The 14628-nt window shown below is 66.1% G+C and carries 13 protein-coding genes; 8 read left to right on the top strand and 5 right to left on the bottom strand.

What is annotated here, in order from left to right:
* Positions 1 to 3: 3 nt before the first annotated feature.
* From JQ617_RS25530 to JQ617_RS25510, 5 genes are read right to left on the bottom strand one after another with little or no spacing between them, the layout of a single operon-like run.
* Positions 4 to 888 carry an intradiol ring-cleavage dioxygenase gene (locus tag JQ617_RS25530; RefSeq protein WP_212028688.1) on the bottom strand — a complete coding sequence of 295 codons (885 nt, stop codon included), beginning with the start codon at positions 886 to 888 and terminating at the stop codon, positions 4 to 6.
* Positions 889 to 902: 14 nt separating this feature from the next.
* Complete coding sequence (locus JQ617_RS25525) at positions 903 to 1805, bottom strand: NAD(P)-dependent oxidoreductase (protein ID WP_212028687.1); 903 nt, start codon at positions 1803 to 1805, stop codon at positions 903 to 905.
* Between the two features lie 21 nt (positions 1806 to 1826).
* A complete protein-coding gene (locus JQ617_RS25520; RefSeq protein WP_212028686.1) occupies positions 1827 to 3191 on the bottom strand; it encodes an amidohydrolase family protein in 1365 nt (454 codons plus the stop codon).
* A 4-nt stretch (positions 3192 to 3195) separates the two neighbouring features.
* Positions 3196 to 4275 carry a maleylacetate reductase gene (locus JQ617_RS25515; RefSeq protein WP_212028685.1) on the bottom strand — a complete coding sequence of 360 codons (1080 nt, stop codon included), beginning with the start codon at positions 4273 to 4275 and terminating at the stop codon, positions 3196 to 3198.
* On the bottom strand, positions 4272 to 4595 hold the full coding sequence (locus JQ617_RS25510) for a Dabb family protein (RefSeq protein WP_212028684.1): 324 nt from the start codon (positions 4593 to 4595) through the stop codon (positions 4272 to 4274). Before JQ617_RS25510 ends, JQ617_RS25515 begins: the two co-directional genes overlap by 4 nt.
* A 107-nt stretch (positions 4596 to 4702) precedes the next feature.
* Between JQ617_RS25510 and JQ617_RS25505 the strand changes: the two genes are divergently transcribed.
* The 8 genes from JQ617_RS25505 (at position 4703) to JQ617_RS25470 (ending at position 14616) form a co-directional block, all read left to right on the top strand.
* A complete protein-coding gene (locus JQ617_RS25505; RefSeq protein ID WP_212028683.1) occupies positions 4703 to 5626 on the top strand; it encodes a LysR family transcriptional regulator in 924 nt (307 codons plus the stop codon).
* A 13-nt stretch (positions 5627 to 5639) separates the two neighbouring features.
* The gene (xylB, locus tag JQ617_RS25500) at positions 5640 to 7085 is read left to right on the top strand and encodes a xylulokinase (protein WP_212028682.1); all 1446 of its coding nucleotides are present in this window, start codon (positions 5640 to 5642) and stop codon (positions 7083 to 7085) included.
* A gap of 130 nt (positions 7086 to 7215) precedes the next feature.
* Positions 7216 to 8739 carry a sugar ABC transporter ATP-binding protein gene (locus JQ617_RS25495; protein WP_212028681.1) on the top strand — a complete coding sequence of 508 codons (1524 nt, stop codon included), beginning with the start codon at positions 7216 to 7218 and terminating at the stop codon, positions 8737 to 8739.
* Positions 8732 to 9772: an ABC transporter permease subunit gene (locus JQ617_RS25490; RefSeq protein ID WP_212028680.1), complete on the top strand. Its 1041-nt coding sequence runs from the start codon at positions 8732 to 8734 to the stop codon at positions 9770 to 9772. The genes JQ617_RS25495 and JQ617_RS25490 overlap by 8 nt, the downstream gene beginning before the upstream one ends.
* A gap of 107 nt (positions 9773 to 9879) precedes the next feature.
* The gene (locus JQ617_RS25485) at positions 9880 to 10827 is read left to right on the top strand and encodes an ABC transporter substrate-binding protein (RefSeq protein ID WP_212028679.1); all 948 of its coding nucleotides are present in this window, start codon (positions 9880 to 9882) and stop codon (positions 10825 to 10827) included.
* A gap of 170 nt (positions 10828 to 10997) precedes the next feature.
* Positions 10998 to 11465, top strand: a complete 468-nt coding sequence (locus JQ617_RS25480) for a MarR family winged helix-turn-helix transcriptional regulator (protein WP_212028678.1) — start codon at positions 10998 to 11000, stop codon at positions 11463 to 11465.
* 46 nt (positions 11466 to 11511) lie between these two features.
* Positions 11512 to 13221, top strand: a complete 1710-nt coding sequence (locus tag JQ617_RS25475) for an FAD-dependent oxidoreductase (protein ID WP_212028677.1) — start codon at positions 11512 to 11514, stop codon at positions 13219 to 13221.
* Positions 13222 to 13293: 72 nt separating this feature from the next.
* Entirely contained in the window at positions 13294 to 14616 is a 1323-nt protein-coding gene (locus JQ617_RS25470) for an MFS transporter (RefSeq protein WP_212028676.1), read from the top strand.
* Positions 14617 to 14628: the final 12 nt, after the last annotated feature.

The following is a 14628-nucleotide window of genomic DNA, read 5'->3' as shown; positions in this document are numbered from 1 at the left end:
GGCTTAGGCGGCCCTTGCGCTGCTCGCAACCTGCTTCAGGCCGAAATCGTAGTTGAGATGAAAATACTCGTTCTCGACCATGCGACCATCCGGCGCACGGCCGGCGGGATGCCTGGTGAATTCGCGGATCAGGCTGTCCTTGACGCCGAACACCACGTCGCTGTCGAGATATTTGTCGCCGGCGACGAACACATGCGTCACCAATTGCTCGAAGCCGGGCGCGGAGATCATGAAGTGGACATGTGCGGGACGCCAGGGATGGCGTCCTTGTGCCTCCAGCATGTCGCCGACCGGGCCGTCATGCGGAATGGGGTAGGCGGCGGGCTTGATCGACCAGAAATGGAAGCGGCCGTTGGCGTCGGTATGGAAGCGCGCGCGCATCGCAAGGTTCCCGATCTCGTCGAGCTGCTGCACGTCGTAATAGCCGTCATCGTCGGAATGCCAGACGTCGACGATGGCGCCGGCCAGCGGCTTGCCGTCCACGGTCGAGACTGAGCCGGTGACCAGCATCGGGTCGCCTTCCATCGGGCCGGAGATATCGGCGCCGCTGTCCTTCTCCGGCGCGGCCTGCACGAAGAACGGGCCGAGCACCGTGGTCTCGGTCGCGCCCTCCGGCACCGGATGGTTGATGGCGTCGACCAGCATGGAGACGCCGAGCGTGTCCGACAACAGGATGAACTCCTGGCGCTTGTCGTCGCACATGTGCCCGGTGCGGGTCAGGAAATCGATGCCGTACTCCCATTCCTTCTGCGTCGGCCGCACCTCGCGGACGAAGGCGTGAAGGTGCCGCACCAGCGCCTCGCTGACTTGCTTGATGCGCGGATCGCTCGCACCCGCGATCCGCTCCAGCACCGCATCCGTGATCGTGTTCTCGTTGAAGTTACGCATGTGCATCTCCGCGATCAGAGTTTCGGTTCGTCGAGCCCGGACAACCGTTCCAGGTGCTTGACGGTCGCGATGAAGTCGGTGTCGCCGTCGCCCTGGGCGACCAGCGAGCCATAGGTCTCGCGCACTTGGGCTGCGAGCTGCAGCGGCACGCCGACGGCATGGCCGGCACCCAGGATGAGATCGAGGTCCTTGGCCATCTGCTTGCAGGAGAAGGTGGACTCGAAATCTCGTGCCCGCAGCGGCGCCGTCTTGTACTTCACCATCGGCGATGCCACCGCGCTGTCGTCGAGCACCTTCAAGATGTCCTGCCAGGCGATGCCGCCCTTGCGCGCCAGCGCCAGGCTCTCCGCCATCATCGCCGCCGACACCGCGATCATGAGATTGACCGAGAGCTTTGCGTAGCGGGCTTCTTCACTGGGCCCGAGATAGGTCTGCGCACGCGTGAAGGCGGCAAACAGCGGCTTTGCGCTCTCGAAGGCATCCTTTGGCCCCGAGACGAAGCAAGTCAGCGCGCCGGTGTGGACGATGCTGGCATTGCCGGAGACCGGTGAACGCAGATAGGCAACGCCGCGTGCCTGTGCGGCGGCCGCAACCTCCGTGGAAGCCTCGACGCTCACGGTGCTGGTTTCGATCAAGGCAGATCCGGCGGCCATCGCCGCGATCAGGCCGGCGGGGCCAAGCAGCGCGCCGCGCAAGGCGGCATCATCGGGCAGGGAGGTCACGACCGTGGTCTTGCCGCTCACGGCTTCGGCGGGCGAGGCGGCGATCGCAATGCCCTGAGCGCGCGCTTCGCCGATGCGCGCTGCGCTCTGGTCGAACGCCGTGACCGCATAGCCGGCCTTGGCGACGAGCACCGACATCGGCAGGCCCATCTTGCCGATCCCGACAAAAGCGATGCTTTTCGAAGCGTCTGTCATTGTTCTTGTCCGTTGACGCCGTCAGGCGGCGTGCCCCTGTCGTTCGATGTCCTGCACCAGCCGCCGGCCGGATTGGCTCAGCAGCTCTTTCTTCGTCTCCAGTCCTTCGACCAGGAGCTTGCCATTCCGCTTCTTCCAGGCTCCGCCGATCATGACGGCCTCGATATTGGCAAGGCTCGTCTGCATCACGACGGTCGCAACGGGGTCGTGGACCGGATGGAGATTGAGATCGGAGGCGTTGACGATGACGAGGTCGGCGAGCTTGCCCGGCGTGAGCGAGCCGATCTGGTGCTCGCGGCCGAGCATGCGGACGCCTTCGGTCGTGATCCAGCGCAGCGCCTCGCGCACGGGAATCGTGGTCGTCGCCGGAATGGTGCCGCTGGCTTTGCGCGACTCCGCATTGTCGAGCGCCCGCTGCATCGACAGCGCGACGCGCGCAGCAGAGAATAGATCGCCGGCCAGCACGGATTCCAGATCGATGCCGATGGTCGGCCGCACGCCGCGCTTGAGTAGCCGTCCGGTAATCGGAAAGCCGTGGCCCTGGATCATCTCGTTCTCGGGCGTGACCGAGAAGGACACGCCGAGATCGACCATGCGATCGAGCAGATCATCAGGCAGGTCGTTGCCATGGACGATGTTGATGCCGGCGCCGACGAGTCCTGCCTCGAGCAGCTTCTCCCAGCCTCCGGGCGTCTTGGCCGGACCGCCGCCCTGATGCATCGATGCGATCAGCTTGAGTTCGCGTGCCAGTCGGAAATCATGCATGGCGACGTCGAGCGTCGAATAATGCGGACCGAGGATCGCAAGACCGAGCGTGACGAGCCCGTCGCGGTCGGCGAGGGGACCTGCGAGCAGCCGTTCAACCTCGCGGCGCGGATGCGGCACTTCCGAGAAATGCGGCTCGCCCGGCTTCGGCTCCGGCTTTGGCGAGCCATGGAAGAACGCCGCGCGGATGCCGCTCTCGATCAGTCCGCGCACGGCGGCGTCGGTGTGATCGGGCGTCGGGTTGTTGTGGCACCAGTCGACCAGCGTGGTGACGCCGTGATTGATCTGGTTGAGCGCACCGACAAGCGTCGCGATATGAATGTCCTCGGGCCGGAACACGGTTGCGAGCCCGGCATGCATGCGGCGGAAATATTCCAGCAGCGTCCAGTTCGCGGCAAAGCCGCGCAAGCCCGTCTGCCACGTGTGCATATGCGCGTTGATCAGGCCGGGGATGACGATGCGGCCTTTGCCGTCGACGATCTCCGTGTCGGCCGCAACGTCGATCGATGGCCGCACATCGGCAATGCGGCTACCCTCGACCAGCACGTCGCCGGTCGCGAGGTCGCCGATCGCGTCATCCATGCTGATGACGGTGGCCGATTTGATCAGCGTGCGGCGCATCGCTTCACGCCGCCGCTTTGACGGCGCCGGGCGGCTCGCCGGCCCAGGCGCGCGCGATCAGGTCGCGGATGGCATCGCGCTCCAGCGGGCGCGGGTTCCAGTAAGCGTTGGTGACGGCGAGGTCGGCGGCCTTGTCGATGCCGCTCTCGGGCATGCCGATGTCGCGCAGCGCCAGCTTCGCCCCGAGCCGCTTGGCGAGGTCATAGAGACCCTGCGATGCGTCGTCTGAGTCGATCGCACGCGAGATGCGCGCCATCGCCTCGGGCACTGCCGGCGCATTGTAGGCCAGCGCATGCGAAAGCACGATCGTGTGGGTCTCCGCGTGCGGGAGATCAAAGGTGCCGCCGAGCGTGTGGCAGAGCTTGTGATGCAGCGCCATGCCGACGGTGCCGAGACAAACGCCGCACAGCCACGCGCCATAGAGCGCTTCGGTGCGGGCCTCGCGGTCGTCGCTCTTGGCCGCGATGGCGGGCAGGGCGCGGGCGAGCGCGCGGATGCCTTCTTCGGCCATCAGCGAGGTCACGGGATTGGTGTCGCGCGCATAGAGCGCCTCGACGGCGTGGGCGATGGCGTTGATGCCTGATGTCGCAGCCAGGCCCGCCGGCAGCGTCAGGGTCAGGTCGACATCGTAGATCACGGTCTCCGGCAATATCGCCGCGTCGCGCACCGTGGTCTTGAGCCCATTCTCGGTCTGGCCGACGATCGGCGTCATCTCCGAGCCGGCATAGGTGGTGGGGATGCAGAGCTGGTTGACCCCGGTGCGCAAGGCCAGCGCCTTGCCGAGGCCTGTGGTCGAGCCGCCGCCGAGTGAGACGACGCAGTCGGCCTCGCATGCCTTCATCGCGGCTAGCGCGCGCTCGGTGACGTCGACCGGCGTATGCATGGTCGCGCCCGGAAAGATGCCGGCATAAAGCGGGCCGAGCGCGGCGCCCAGGCTCTTGCCCTGCGCCTCCTGCTGCGGCGTCGTCAGCACCAGCGCGCGCTTGCCGCCGAGCCGTTCGACCTCGGCCTTTGCGCTCGCCAGGGTTCCGCTGCCGAACACGACGCGGCAGGGCAGGTTTTCAAAGGTGAACGAACCGATCATGCGCCGGTCTCTTTGATGGGATAATCGACCTGGAAGCGTCCGATCCGCAAGTCGCCAAGCGCCTCGCGCACGCGCAAATGTTCGGGGTGATTGGCGTAGGCGGCGAGCGCGGCCTGGCTGGTGAATTCGGAGAACAGCACCACGTCGCAGGCGTAATCCACCGCGCTGACGTCCATGCCGACCTCGATATGGGTCAGGCCGTCGATCCGGCCCTTGAGGCCCTCGAACAGGGTCTTGACCTTGACCCGGGCGGCCGAGCGCTCCTCGGGGGTCTCCCCGCGCAGCCGCCACATCACGATGTGCCTGATCGGGCCCGACATTTCCTGATTTCCTCGCCTGCCATTGTGCTTTGTTGGCGCCATTTTGCCTTGCAGAAATCGGAAATAAAGGTCAAACTTTGTAAGTCTCTTTTCCTCATTTCGCAAAAATGGACCGGCTGCTCCAACTCGAAGTCTTCTCCAAAACCGCCGAGCTCGGCAGCCTGTCCAAGGCCGCCGAAATCCTGCGGATGTCGAACGCGGCTGCCAGCCGCCATCTCAGCGCGCTGGAGGAGCGGCTTGCGGTCCGCCTGATCGAGCGCAACACGCGCCGGCAATGGCTGACCGAGGCAGGGCAGGAGTTGTTGCAGCGCTGCAGCACGCTGTTGAACGAGCTCGCCGAAGCCGAGGACGCCGTCTCCGATCGTGCGCTGTCGCCGAAGGGCATGCTGCGCGTGACGTCATCGCTGTCCTTCGCGATGATCTATCTCGCGCCGATGCTGCCGGCCTTCCGCGCGCTCTATCCTGATCTCAGCGTGCAGATCATCAGTGCCAACCGCTATCTGGATTTCATCGAGGCCGGCATCGACGTGGCGATCCGCACGCGCGAGCACGAGCCGGATTCCAACATCATCGTCCGCCGCATCGGCCAGATGCATCGCGTGCTCGCGGCGGCTCCCTCGTATCTGGAGAAGCACGGCCGGCCGGAGCATCCCGCCGATCTCGCCCGCCACAACATGCTGATCTACAACCTTGCCAACGATCCCTATTCGCTGCGGCTGAGCAAGGGCAGCGCGACGCAGACCGTCCGGATCGCGCCGACGCTCGACAGCAATGACGGCCAGATCATCTGCGGCGCGGCGCGCGCAGGGCTCGGCATCCTGATCCAGCCGCTTTACATCGTGCAGGGCGACATCGCGGCCGGCCGGCTGGTGCCCGTCCTGAGCGACTGGGAGCTGCCGCTGCTCACCATGAACATCGCCTATCAAAACCGCGTCAGGCTGCCCGCCAAGATCAGGGTCTTTTCCGACTTCCTGGTCACCCATATTCGCGAGCATTCGGAGCCGGGGATATGGATCGACGCGGCGAAGTGAGCGGGAGACAATCATGTATCTCGGCATCGATCTCGGCACCTCCGCGGTCAAGACCGTTCTCGTCGACGATGCCCAGCGCGTGATTGCCAGCGAGAGCCGGCCGCTCGCGACCGTCTCGCCGCAACCAGGTTATTACGAGCAGGACCCCGCGCAGTGGATCGATGCGGCCTTTGCCACGCTGGATGCCCTGAAGGCGTCGCATGGAAAAAAGCTGGCGGCGGTCGAAGGCATCGGACTGTCCGGCCAGATGCATGGCGCCACGCTGCTCGATGCGAGCTCGAGACCCTTGCGGCCCTGCATCCTCTGGAACGACGGACGCTCCGCCGCCGAGTGCCGTATCCTTGAGCAGCGCTGGCCCGCCCTGCGCGCGACCACGGGCAACAAGGCGATGCCGGGATTCACCGCGCCGAAGCTGCTCTGGGTCGCGACGCACGAACCGGATGTATTCGCAGCGACCAAACTCGTTCTGCTTCCAAAAGCCTATCTGCGCCTCGTCCTATCGGGCGAAGTCGTCGAAGATGTCTCGGATGCATCGGGATCGCTGTGGCTCGACGTTGCCCGCCGCGACTGGTCGGACGCAGCTTTGGCCGCGACCGGACTGTCGCGCGATCACATGCCGCGCCTGGTCGAGGGATGCGCGCCTGCAACAACGCTGCGCAGTGAGCTCGTGCGGCGCTGGGGCATGGCCAAACCGCCGATCATCGCCGGCGGTGCCGGTGACAATCCGGCGGGTGCCATCGGCATTGGTGCGATCCGGCCGGGAACCGCGTTCGTATCACTGGGAACCTCGGGTGCCCTGTTGGCGCCGACCGACAGGATTGCCGCCAACCCCGATCGCGTCGTGCACACGTTCTGTCATGCCATTCCCGGCATGTGGATCCAGGCCGGCGCGATCCTGTCGGCCGCCTCGTGCCTCGCCTGGGCCGCGCGCCTGTTCGGCGCCACCGAGGCCGAGCTGCTGGCGCCGCTGGGGTCGCGCCCGCGAGCGCCGTCTCCTGTGAGCTTCCTGCCTTATCTCGCCGGTGAACGGACGCCGCACGACGATCCCGTCGTGCGCGGCATGCTCGACGGTCTGAGTCATGGCACCGATCGCGCGGCGATCGTGCAGGCGGTGCTCGAGGGCGTTGCCTTTGCGCTGGCCGATTGCCGCGATGTGCTCGCGGACGCCGGCATCGCGATTGCGGAGGCCGACGTCATCGGCGGTGGTTCGCGGTCTCCGTTCTGGCTCTCGGTGCTGGCCAACGTATTGAGTGTTCCGGTTCACCGTTTTGCCGGTGGCGAAACCGGCGCGGCATTCGGTGCGGCGAGATTGGGGCGGCTTGCTGTCACGGGCGAGGCGATCCCCGCAATTTGCACGCGGCCGCAGCGCGTCGAGACGTTTGAACCCGACGCAGAACTGGTCGATGCGTATGCCGAGCGGCTTCCCGCCTGGCGCGAACTGTATCGGCGGCGCCACTAGCCTCGCCTTGATGCTGCATTCCCGTCTGTTCGGTATTGCCCTGGCTTGCGGCGTTTTGTTTAATGCGTGAGCCGCGCTGACAAACCGATTGAGACGCGGGTGGGGAACGCATTGTGCGCCGGGAGGCACGATGAACGATCCGATCCTTGAGATGCGCGGGGTCTCGAAGACCTTCTTCGGCATCAAGGCGCTGCGTACGGTCGATCTCACCGTCTATGCCGGCGAAATCCATGCCCTGATGGGCGAGAACGGCGCCGGCAAATCGACGCTGATGAAGATCCTGTCCGGCGCCTACCGGCCCGATCCCGGCGGCGAGATCCGCATCGAAGGACATCCGGTGCGGATCGAAGGCCCGCTCGGCGGCCGTGCGGCGGGCATCTCGATCATCTATCAGGAGCTTTCGTTGGCTCCCAATCTCAGTGTTGCCGAGAACATCTATCTGGGGCGTGAGATCTCGCGGGCCGGCTTGCTGGCGCGCAGCGCGATGCGCGAGGGCGTCGGCCCGATCCTGAAGCGGCTGGGAGCGGACTTCCTGCCATCGACGCTGGTGGCGCACCTGTCCATGGGCCAGCGGCAGCTGGTCGAGATCGCGCGGGCGCTGCATGCGAGATCAAAGATCCTGATCATGGACGAGCCGACCACCTCGCTGTCGGCCGCCGAAAGCGAACGGCTGTTCGCCCTGATCCGCCAGCTGCGCTCCGAGGGGCTTGCCATCATCTATATCTCGCATCGCATGGACGAGGTCTATGCGCTCGGCGACCGCGTCACCGTGCTGCGCGACGGACGGCTGGTCGGCTCGCTCGATAAGCCCGACATCCGCGCCGATACCATCGTCCGGCTGATGGTGGGGCGCGACGTCTCTTCCTTCTACAAGAAGGATCACGATCCCGACGCGGGACGCGGGCACCCGGTGCTCGCGGCGATCGACATGGCCGACGGTCACCGCGTCAAGGGCTGCTCGCTCACCGTGCATGCGGGCGAGGTGGTCGGGCTCGCCGGGCTGATCGGCGCGGGCCGCACCGAGCTTGCGCATCTCATCATCGGCGCGGCGACGAAAACCTCGGGCCGGCTCGAACTCGAGGGACGTCCGATCGACATTCGCACCCCCGGCGCGGCGCTCGAGGCCGGTATCGCCTATCTGACCGAGGACAGGAAGGCGCTCGGCCTGTTCCTCGACATGTCGTGTCTGGACAACATCAATCTTGCGGTGCTCGGGCGCGATGCCAAGCTCGGCTGGGTCCTGGATCGCGACAAGGGTCGCGAGCGCGCCGACCGGGCCTTCGCAGGCCTCAGCATCCGCGCCGCCAATGTCGGCGTTCCCGCCGGCGGTCTGTCCGGCGGCAACCAGCAGAAGGTGCTGCTGTCGCGGCTGCTTGCCATTGCGCCGAAGGTCCTCATCCTCGACGAGCCGACGCGCGGGGTCGACGTCGGTGCCAAATCCGAGATCTATTCGATCATCGACAATCTGGCCAAGGTCGGCACTGCGATCCTGGTCATCTCCTCCGATCTGCCCGAGATCATCGGCATCTGCGACCGCGTCATCGTGATGCGCGCCGGGCACATCGCCGGCGAGGTCGCACGCGGGCCGCATTCGCCGCTGACGCAGGAAGACATCATGGCGCTTGCCACGGGGATGGAGCATCTGGATGCCTGACAATGGTGCCTCGCAGGCCAAGCCCGCGCCCTCGACGACCAACGGCGCGGCTGCGGAGACCAAGCGCCAGCGGGTGAGGATGCTGATCAGCGCGCTCGGCATGCTGCCGGTGCTGCTGATCCTGTGCGTCGGCTTTCATTTTCTCTCCGAGGGCCGCTTCTTCACCGGACAGAATCTCGGCATCGTGCTGCAGCAGGCCGCGGTGAACACCGTGCTCGCCGCAGGCATGACCTTTGTTATCCTCACCGGCGGCATCGACCTCTCGGTCGGCTCGATCCTGGCGGCCTCGGCGATGGCCGGCCTGACGCTCTCCAAGCTGCCGGAGCTCGGGATGCTGTGGCTGCCGGCCTCCGTCCTGACCGGCCTTGGCTTCGGCATCGTCAACGGCGCGCTGATCGCGCTGCTGCGCCTGCCGCCCTTCATCGTCACGCTCGGCTCGCTCACCGCCGTGCGCGGCCTCGCGCGGCTGCTCGGCGCCGACACCACCGTGTTCAATCCGTCCATTCCCTATGCCTTCATCGGCAACGGCTCGCTGACGCTCATTCCGGGCGTCGCGTCGATCCCGTGGCTCTCGGTGATCGCCTTGCTCGTCATCTTCGTCTCGTGGCTGGTGCTGCGCCGGACCGTGCTCGGCGTGCACATCTATGCGGTGGGCGGCAATGAGAGCGCGGCGAGGCTCGCCGGCATCAAGGTCTGGGCCGTGCTGATCTTCGTGTACGGCATCTCCGGGCTCTTCGCCGGGCTCGGCGGCGCCATGCAGGCGGCGCGGCTCTATGCCGCCAACGGCCTGCAGCTCGGCCAGTCCTACGAGCTCGATGCCATCACCGCCGTGATCCTCGGCGGCACCTCGTTCGTCGGTGGCATCGGCTCGATCTGGGGCACGCTGATCGGCGCGTTGATCATCGCGGTGCTCTCGAACGGCCTGATCCTGATCGGTGTCTCCGACATCTGGCAATATGTGATCAAGGGTCTCGTGATCATCGGCGCCGTGGCGCTGGATCGCTACCGGCTGCAAGGCTCCGCCAGAACGTGAAGGCTCCGCCAGAACGTGAAGGTTCGGTCAGGACGTGAGGATACGAGATTCCGTTGCGGCAACTGGTCTGCCGTGCCGGGGATGAAGACAGACCAGGGAGGAAGCCAATGTTGAAGACGATCACGCTCGCCGGCGCCGCGACGGCGCTTGCCCTCAGCGCCGCGCCATGCTTCGCCAAGGAGCTCAAGTCGATCGGCGTCTCGCTGGGATCGATGGGCAACCCGTTCTTTGTCGCGCTGTCGAAGGGCGCCGAGTTCGAGGCGAAGAAGACCAATTCCAACGTGAAGATCACGACGGTCGGCTTCGAATACGATCTCGGCAAGCAGGTCACACAGATCGACAATTTCATCGCCGCCGGCGTCGACCTGATCCTGCTCAACCCCGGCGATCCCAAGGCGATCGGGCCGGCGATCAAGAAGGCGCAGGCCGCCGGCATCGTGGTCGTCGCGGTCGACACCGCGGCTGAAGGCGCCGACGCCACCGTGACCACGAACAACGTGCAGGCCGGCGAGATCTCCTGCCAGTACATCGTCGACAAGCTGGGAGGGAAGGGCGACGTTGTCATCGAGAACGGGCCGCAGGTCTCCGCCGTGATCGACCGCGTCGTCGGCTGCAAGAACGTTCTCTCGAAGAATCCCGGCATCAAGGTGCTGTCCAGCGACCAGGACGGCAAGGGCTCGCGCGAGGGCGGCCTGACCGTGGCGCAGGGTTATCTGACCCGCTTCCCCAAGATCGACGCCATCTTCGCGATCAACGATCCTCAGGCGATCGGCACCGACCTTGCCGCGCGCCAGCAGAACCGCACGGGCATCATCATCACGGCGGTCGATGGCGCACCCGACATCGAGGCCGCGCTGAAAGATCCGCAGTCGCCGCAGATCCAGGCGTCCGCTTCGCAGGATCCGTTCTTCATGGCGCGGCGCGCGGTGCAAGTCGGCGTCGGCATTCTCAACGGCCAGAAGCCGGCCTCCACCGTCGAGCTCCTGCCGTCCAAGCTCGTGACCAGAGACAACATCGCCGAGTACAAGGGCTGGACGTCGGATCGGTCCCAGTAAGCCTCCCTCGTCGGTATCGCTGGAAACCCGGATGTCGGGCGGTGTCTTGATCCACACCGCCCGTAGTCCCATAGCGCCGTTACATGCGGCGATCGGCTCTCCGAGCGCGCAAGGCCGTCTGTTGTGCTAGCTTCGCGAACTCTCGACGGGTCGAATCGGAAACACATCTCGTGAAAGCCAGAACATCGGGTACCGCGTGGCGGCATGCCAATATCGGCCGCCTGCTCAACAATGCCGTGCGGCGCTTCGAAGGCCGCGTGCTTGAGCTGATGAGCGAGCGGGGCCACGACGAGACGCGCATCGCCCATGTCAGCCTGACCCGCAATCTCGACGTCGAGGGGACGCGGCTCACCGAGCTCGCCCGCCGGGCCTCCATGAGCAAGCAGGCGATGGGCGAGCTGGTCGATCAATGCGCCGAGCTCGGCCTCGTCGATCGCATCGCCGATCCGACCGACCGGCGCGCGCGCATCGTGATGTTCACGCCGGCTGGGCGCAAATGGCTCGATGCGTTTCGCGACGCGGTCGATATCGCCGAGCAGGAGATGCGGGCCGAACTCGGCAAGGCCACGATGGACGCGATCCTGAAAGGGCTCGCGGTCTATGGCGAGCGGTTCGATACGCTCGAGGATGTCGATTAGTCAGGCTACTTGACGATATCGTCAGGCTACCTTACCATGCAGGATAATGCTGGTAGGGAGAAGCGTCTTGGAAACACGTCTGACGGCCTCGGTGCTCATCGTGGGCGGGGGGCCCTGCGGGCTGATGCTGGCCAACGAACTCGGCCGGCGCGGCGTGTCCGCGATCCTGGTCGACGAGAAGCCCGGCACCGCATTCAATCCGCAGGCCAACGCGACGCAGGCGCGTTCGATGGAGCATTATCGGCGGCTGGGTTTTGCCGACGAGATCAGGCGCGAAGGCCTGCCCGCGGACTATCCGACCGACGTTGCCTACTTCACCCGCTATTCCGGTTACGAGCTGGCGCGCTTTGCCTTGCCGTCGTCCTCACGCGCGGGCGAACTGATCAAGGGCATGTCGGGCTCCTGGAGTGCGGCGGAGCTGCCGCATCGCGTCTCGCAGAAATATGTCGAGGCGGTGCTGCGCCGCCACGCCGAACGGCTTCCCGGCATCAAGCTGAACTATGGCCACAGGCTGATCGGTTACGTCGAGAAGGACGACGGCATCGTTGGCGAGATCGAATGTCTCGATGACGGCAGCCGCTTCCAGGTGAGGGCCGACTTTCTGGTCGGCGCCGACGGGCCGCGCTCCATGGTCCGGCAATCGCTCGGCATCGCCTATGGCGGCGAGACCGGGACGCAGCGTGATTTCATGGGCGGCCGCATGCTGGCCGTCTATCTCCGCGCCCCGGAGTTTTACGCGAGCATCCCGCACGCCAGGGCGTGGATGTACAATTGCTTCAACGGTGACCGCCGCGCTTTCATGGCCTCGGTGAACGGCCGCGATGAATTCGCGTTTCACACGCAGCTTCGGCCGGGCGAGGACGAGAGCGCGATCACGACCAACGAGGCCAGGGCCGCATTCCAGCGTGCTTGCGGCGCAGCCATCGAATGCGAGGTGCTGTCGTTCCTGACCTGGACCGCAGGTCACGCGCTGGTCGCGAACGGGATGCAGCGGGGCAGGGTGTTCCTCGGCGGCGACGCCGCGCATCTGTTCACGCCGACCGGCGGGCTCGGCTACAACACCGCGATCGAGGACGCGGTCAATCTCGGCTGGAAGCTCGCCAGCGTCGTCAAGGGCACGAGCCCGGCGACGCTGCTCGACAGCTACGAGATCGAGCGTCGTCCGGTGGCGCTCCGCAACACCGACTATGCGCGCCGCTTTGCGGACTCGCTCGGACTCTTCGCGCCGGCGCCTGACCTCGAGGACGCCTCGGACGAGGGCGGTGAGGCGCGGCGGATCGCGGGCGTCTATCTCGAACAGCATGCCCGCGCCGAGTTCAACATCCCGGGCGTCACCTTCGGCGGACGTTACGACGGCTCGCCGATCATCGTCTCCGATGGCAGCCAGCCTCCGCCCGATGCCGCGAACGTCTATGTCCCGAGCGCCTGTCCCGGCGGCCGCGCGCCGCATGCGTGGCTGGATGACGGCGTGTCCTTGTACGATTTGTTCGGGTTCGAATGGACGCTGCTCCGGTTCGGCGAGATCGCCCCGACGCAAGCTGCGGTCGCTGACGCCATCCGCACGCTCGGGATCGATTTGAAGCTCGTGACGCTGCCGCAATCCTTGCGCGATCTCTACGAGGCGGACCTCGCGCTGATACGTCCCGATCAGATCGTGGCCTGGCGCGGTGCCGCCTCGCAGGCCGGAACGATCGGGCGCGTCCTTGCCTGCGCGCTCGGCCGTGATGCGAGCGATGCGGCGCGACTGGCGAGCTGATCGAGCTCCGCCGCATGCGGCCCGCGGCCATACGCCAATAACAAGACGACAATGACACCGGAGGAGGACAACGTGACGACTGGAGCATTCGAGGACTACGACGATCATGCCGCCGCCCTCAGCGCCGGGCAGACGGCGAGCAGCCGCCGGCGCATCCTGATCGCGGGCACCATCGGCACCGCGATCGAATGGTACGACTTCTTCATCTACGGCCTGATCGCGCCGCTGGTGTTCGACCAGCTGTTCTTTCCGAAGTTCGACCAGCTCACGGCGAGCATTGCGGTGTTCGCGACGTTCGCCGTCGGCTTCCTTGCGCGTCCACTCGGCGGACTGGTGTTCGGCCATTTCGGCGATCGCTTGGGGCGCAAATCGGTCCTGCTGTGCACATTGCTGCTGATGGGACTTGCGACCATGTCGATCGGCCTGTTGCCGACCTACGCCAGTGCGGGCGTGTTCGCGACCATCGCGCTGGTTGTGCTCCGTTTCCTCCAGGGCTTCGCGCTCGGCGGCGAATCCACCGCGGCGATCCTCATGGCGATCGAGAGCGCCCCCGGCCACCGGCGCGGCTTCTCGGCGGCGGTGATCCAGGCGGCAGGGCCCGTCGGCGTCGTGCTCGCCTCGTTCGCGGCGCTCGCGATCTCGCGCCTGCCGGAGGCGGATCTGCTCTCCTGGGGCTGGCGCGTTCCGTTCCTGATCAGCGCGGTGCTCGTCGCACTTGGCGTCTACATGCGCTGGCGCATCGAGGAGACCGCGACGTTCCGTGAGGCCGGCGAGTCCGATGCGGTGCCGGCCGTCGAGGCGGTGAGGGGACACTGGCGGCCGATCCTCATCGTGTTCTTCGCCGAGATGGCGCAGACCTCCTATTTCTACCTGACCGCCATCTTCACCATCTCCTTCGCGACGCGCCAGCTCGGTGTCCAGAAGGACGTGATCACGCAGGCCGTGCTGTTCGCCAATCTCGTCGGGCTCGTGGCCATGCCGCTGATCGGCGCCTGGTCCGACCGGATCGGACGCAAGCGCCTGTTCCTGGCGGGCGTCGTGCTCGCGGCCGCCTCGATGTTCGCGTTCTACGGCGTGGTGGCGAGCCGCGACACGCTGCTGATCATGGGTGCAGTGATCCTCGCTGCGGGCGTCATCCATCCGCTGATGTTCGGCACCGAAGGGAGCTATTTCCCGGAGCTGTTTCCGACCCGCATCCGCTTTACCGGGGTGTCGATCGGCAAGCAGCTTGGGACGGTGCTCGGCGGCGGCATCGCGCCGCTCGTCGCCACCAGCCTGTTTGCGCAGACGGGCTCCACCTACGCGATCACGGGATACTACGTCGCGCTCGCATTCGCGGCGATGATCGCGCTTGGCTTTGCGCACGAAACCGGAAAATCGCGGCTGCTCGGCTAGGCCCGGCGCCAT

This window comes from Bradyrhizobium sp. KB893862 SZCCT0404 (genome assembly GCF_018130885.1).
GTDB lineage: Bacteria > Pseudomonadota > Alphaproteobacteria > Rhizobiales > Xanthobacteraceae > Bradyrhizobium > Bradyrhizobium stylosanthis.
The sequence above is the reverse complement of the archived record's forward strand: the minus strand, read 5'-3'. Positions and strand labels throughout refer to the sequence as shown.

Bases quoted from the DNA above. Each gene is read 5' to 3' on its own strand.
- JQ617_RS25490 (WP_212028680.1), top strand. From the start codon at position 8,732: ATGCCTGACAATGGTGCCTCGCAGGCCAAGCCCGCGCCCTCGACGACC.
- JQ617_RS25510 (WP_212028684.1), bottom strand. From the start codon at position 4,595: ATGTCGGGCCCGATCAGGCACATCGTGATGTGGCGGCTGCGCGGGGAG.
- xylB (WP_212028682.1), top strand. From the start codon at position 5,640: ATGTATCTCGGCATCGATCTCGGCACCTCCGCGGTCAAGACCGTTCTC.
- JQ617_RS25505 (WP_212028683.1), top strand. From the start codon at position 4,703: ATGGACCGGCTGCTCCAACTCGAAGTCTTCTCCAAAACCGCCGAGCTC.
- JQ617_RS25515 (WP_212028685.1), bottom strand. From the start codon at position 4,275: ATGATCGGTTCGTTCACCTTTGAAAACCTGCCCTGCCGCGTCGTGTTC.
- JQ617_RS25475 (WP_212028677.1), top strand. From the start codon at position 11,512: ATGCTGGTAGGGAGAAGCGTCTTGGAAACACGTCTGACGGCCTCGGTG.
- JQ617_RS25495 (WP_212028681.1), top strand. From the start codon at position 7,216: ATGAACGATCCGATCCTTGAGATGCGCGGGGTCTCGAAGACCTTCTTC.
- JQ617_RS25520 (WP_212028686.1), bottom strand. From the start codon at position 3,191: ATGCGCCGCACGCTGATCAAATCGGCCACCGTCATCAGCATGGATGAC.
- JQ617_RS25530 (WP_212028688.1), bottom strand. From the start codon at position 888: ATGCGTAACTTCAACGAGAACACGATCACGGATGCGGTGCTGGAGCGG.
- JQ617_RS25525 (WP_212028687.1), bottom strand. From the start codon at position 1,805: ATGACAGACGCTTCGAAAAGCATCGCTTTTGTCGGGATCGGCAAGATG.
- JQ617_RS25485 (WP_212028679.1), top strand. From the start codon at position 9,880: ATGTTGAAGACGATCACGCTCGCCGGCGCCGCGACGGCGCTTGCCCTC.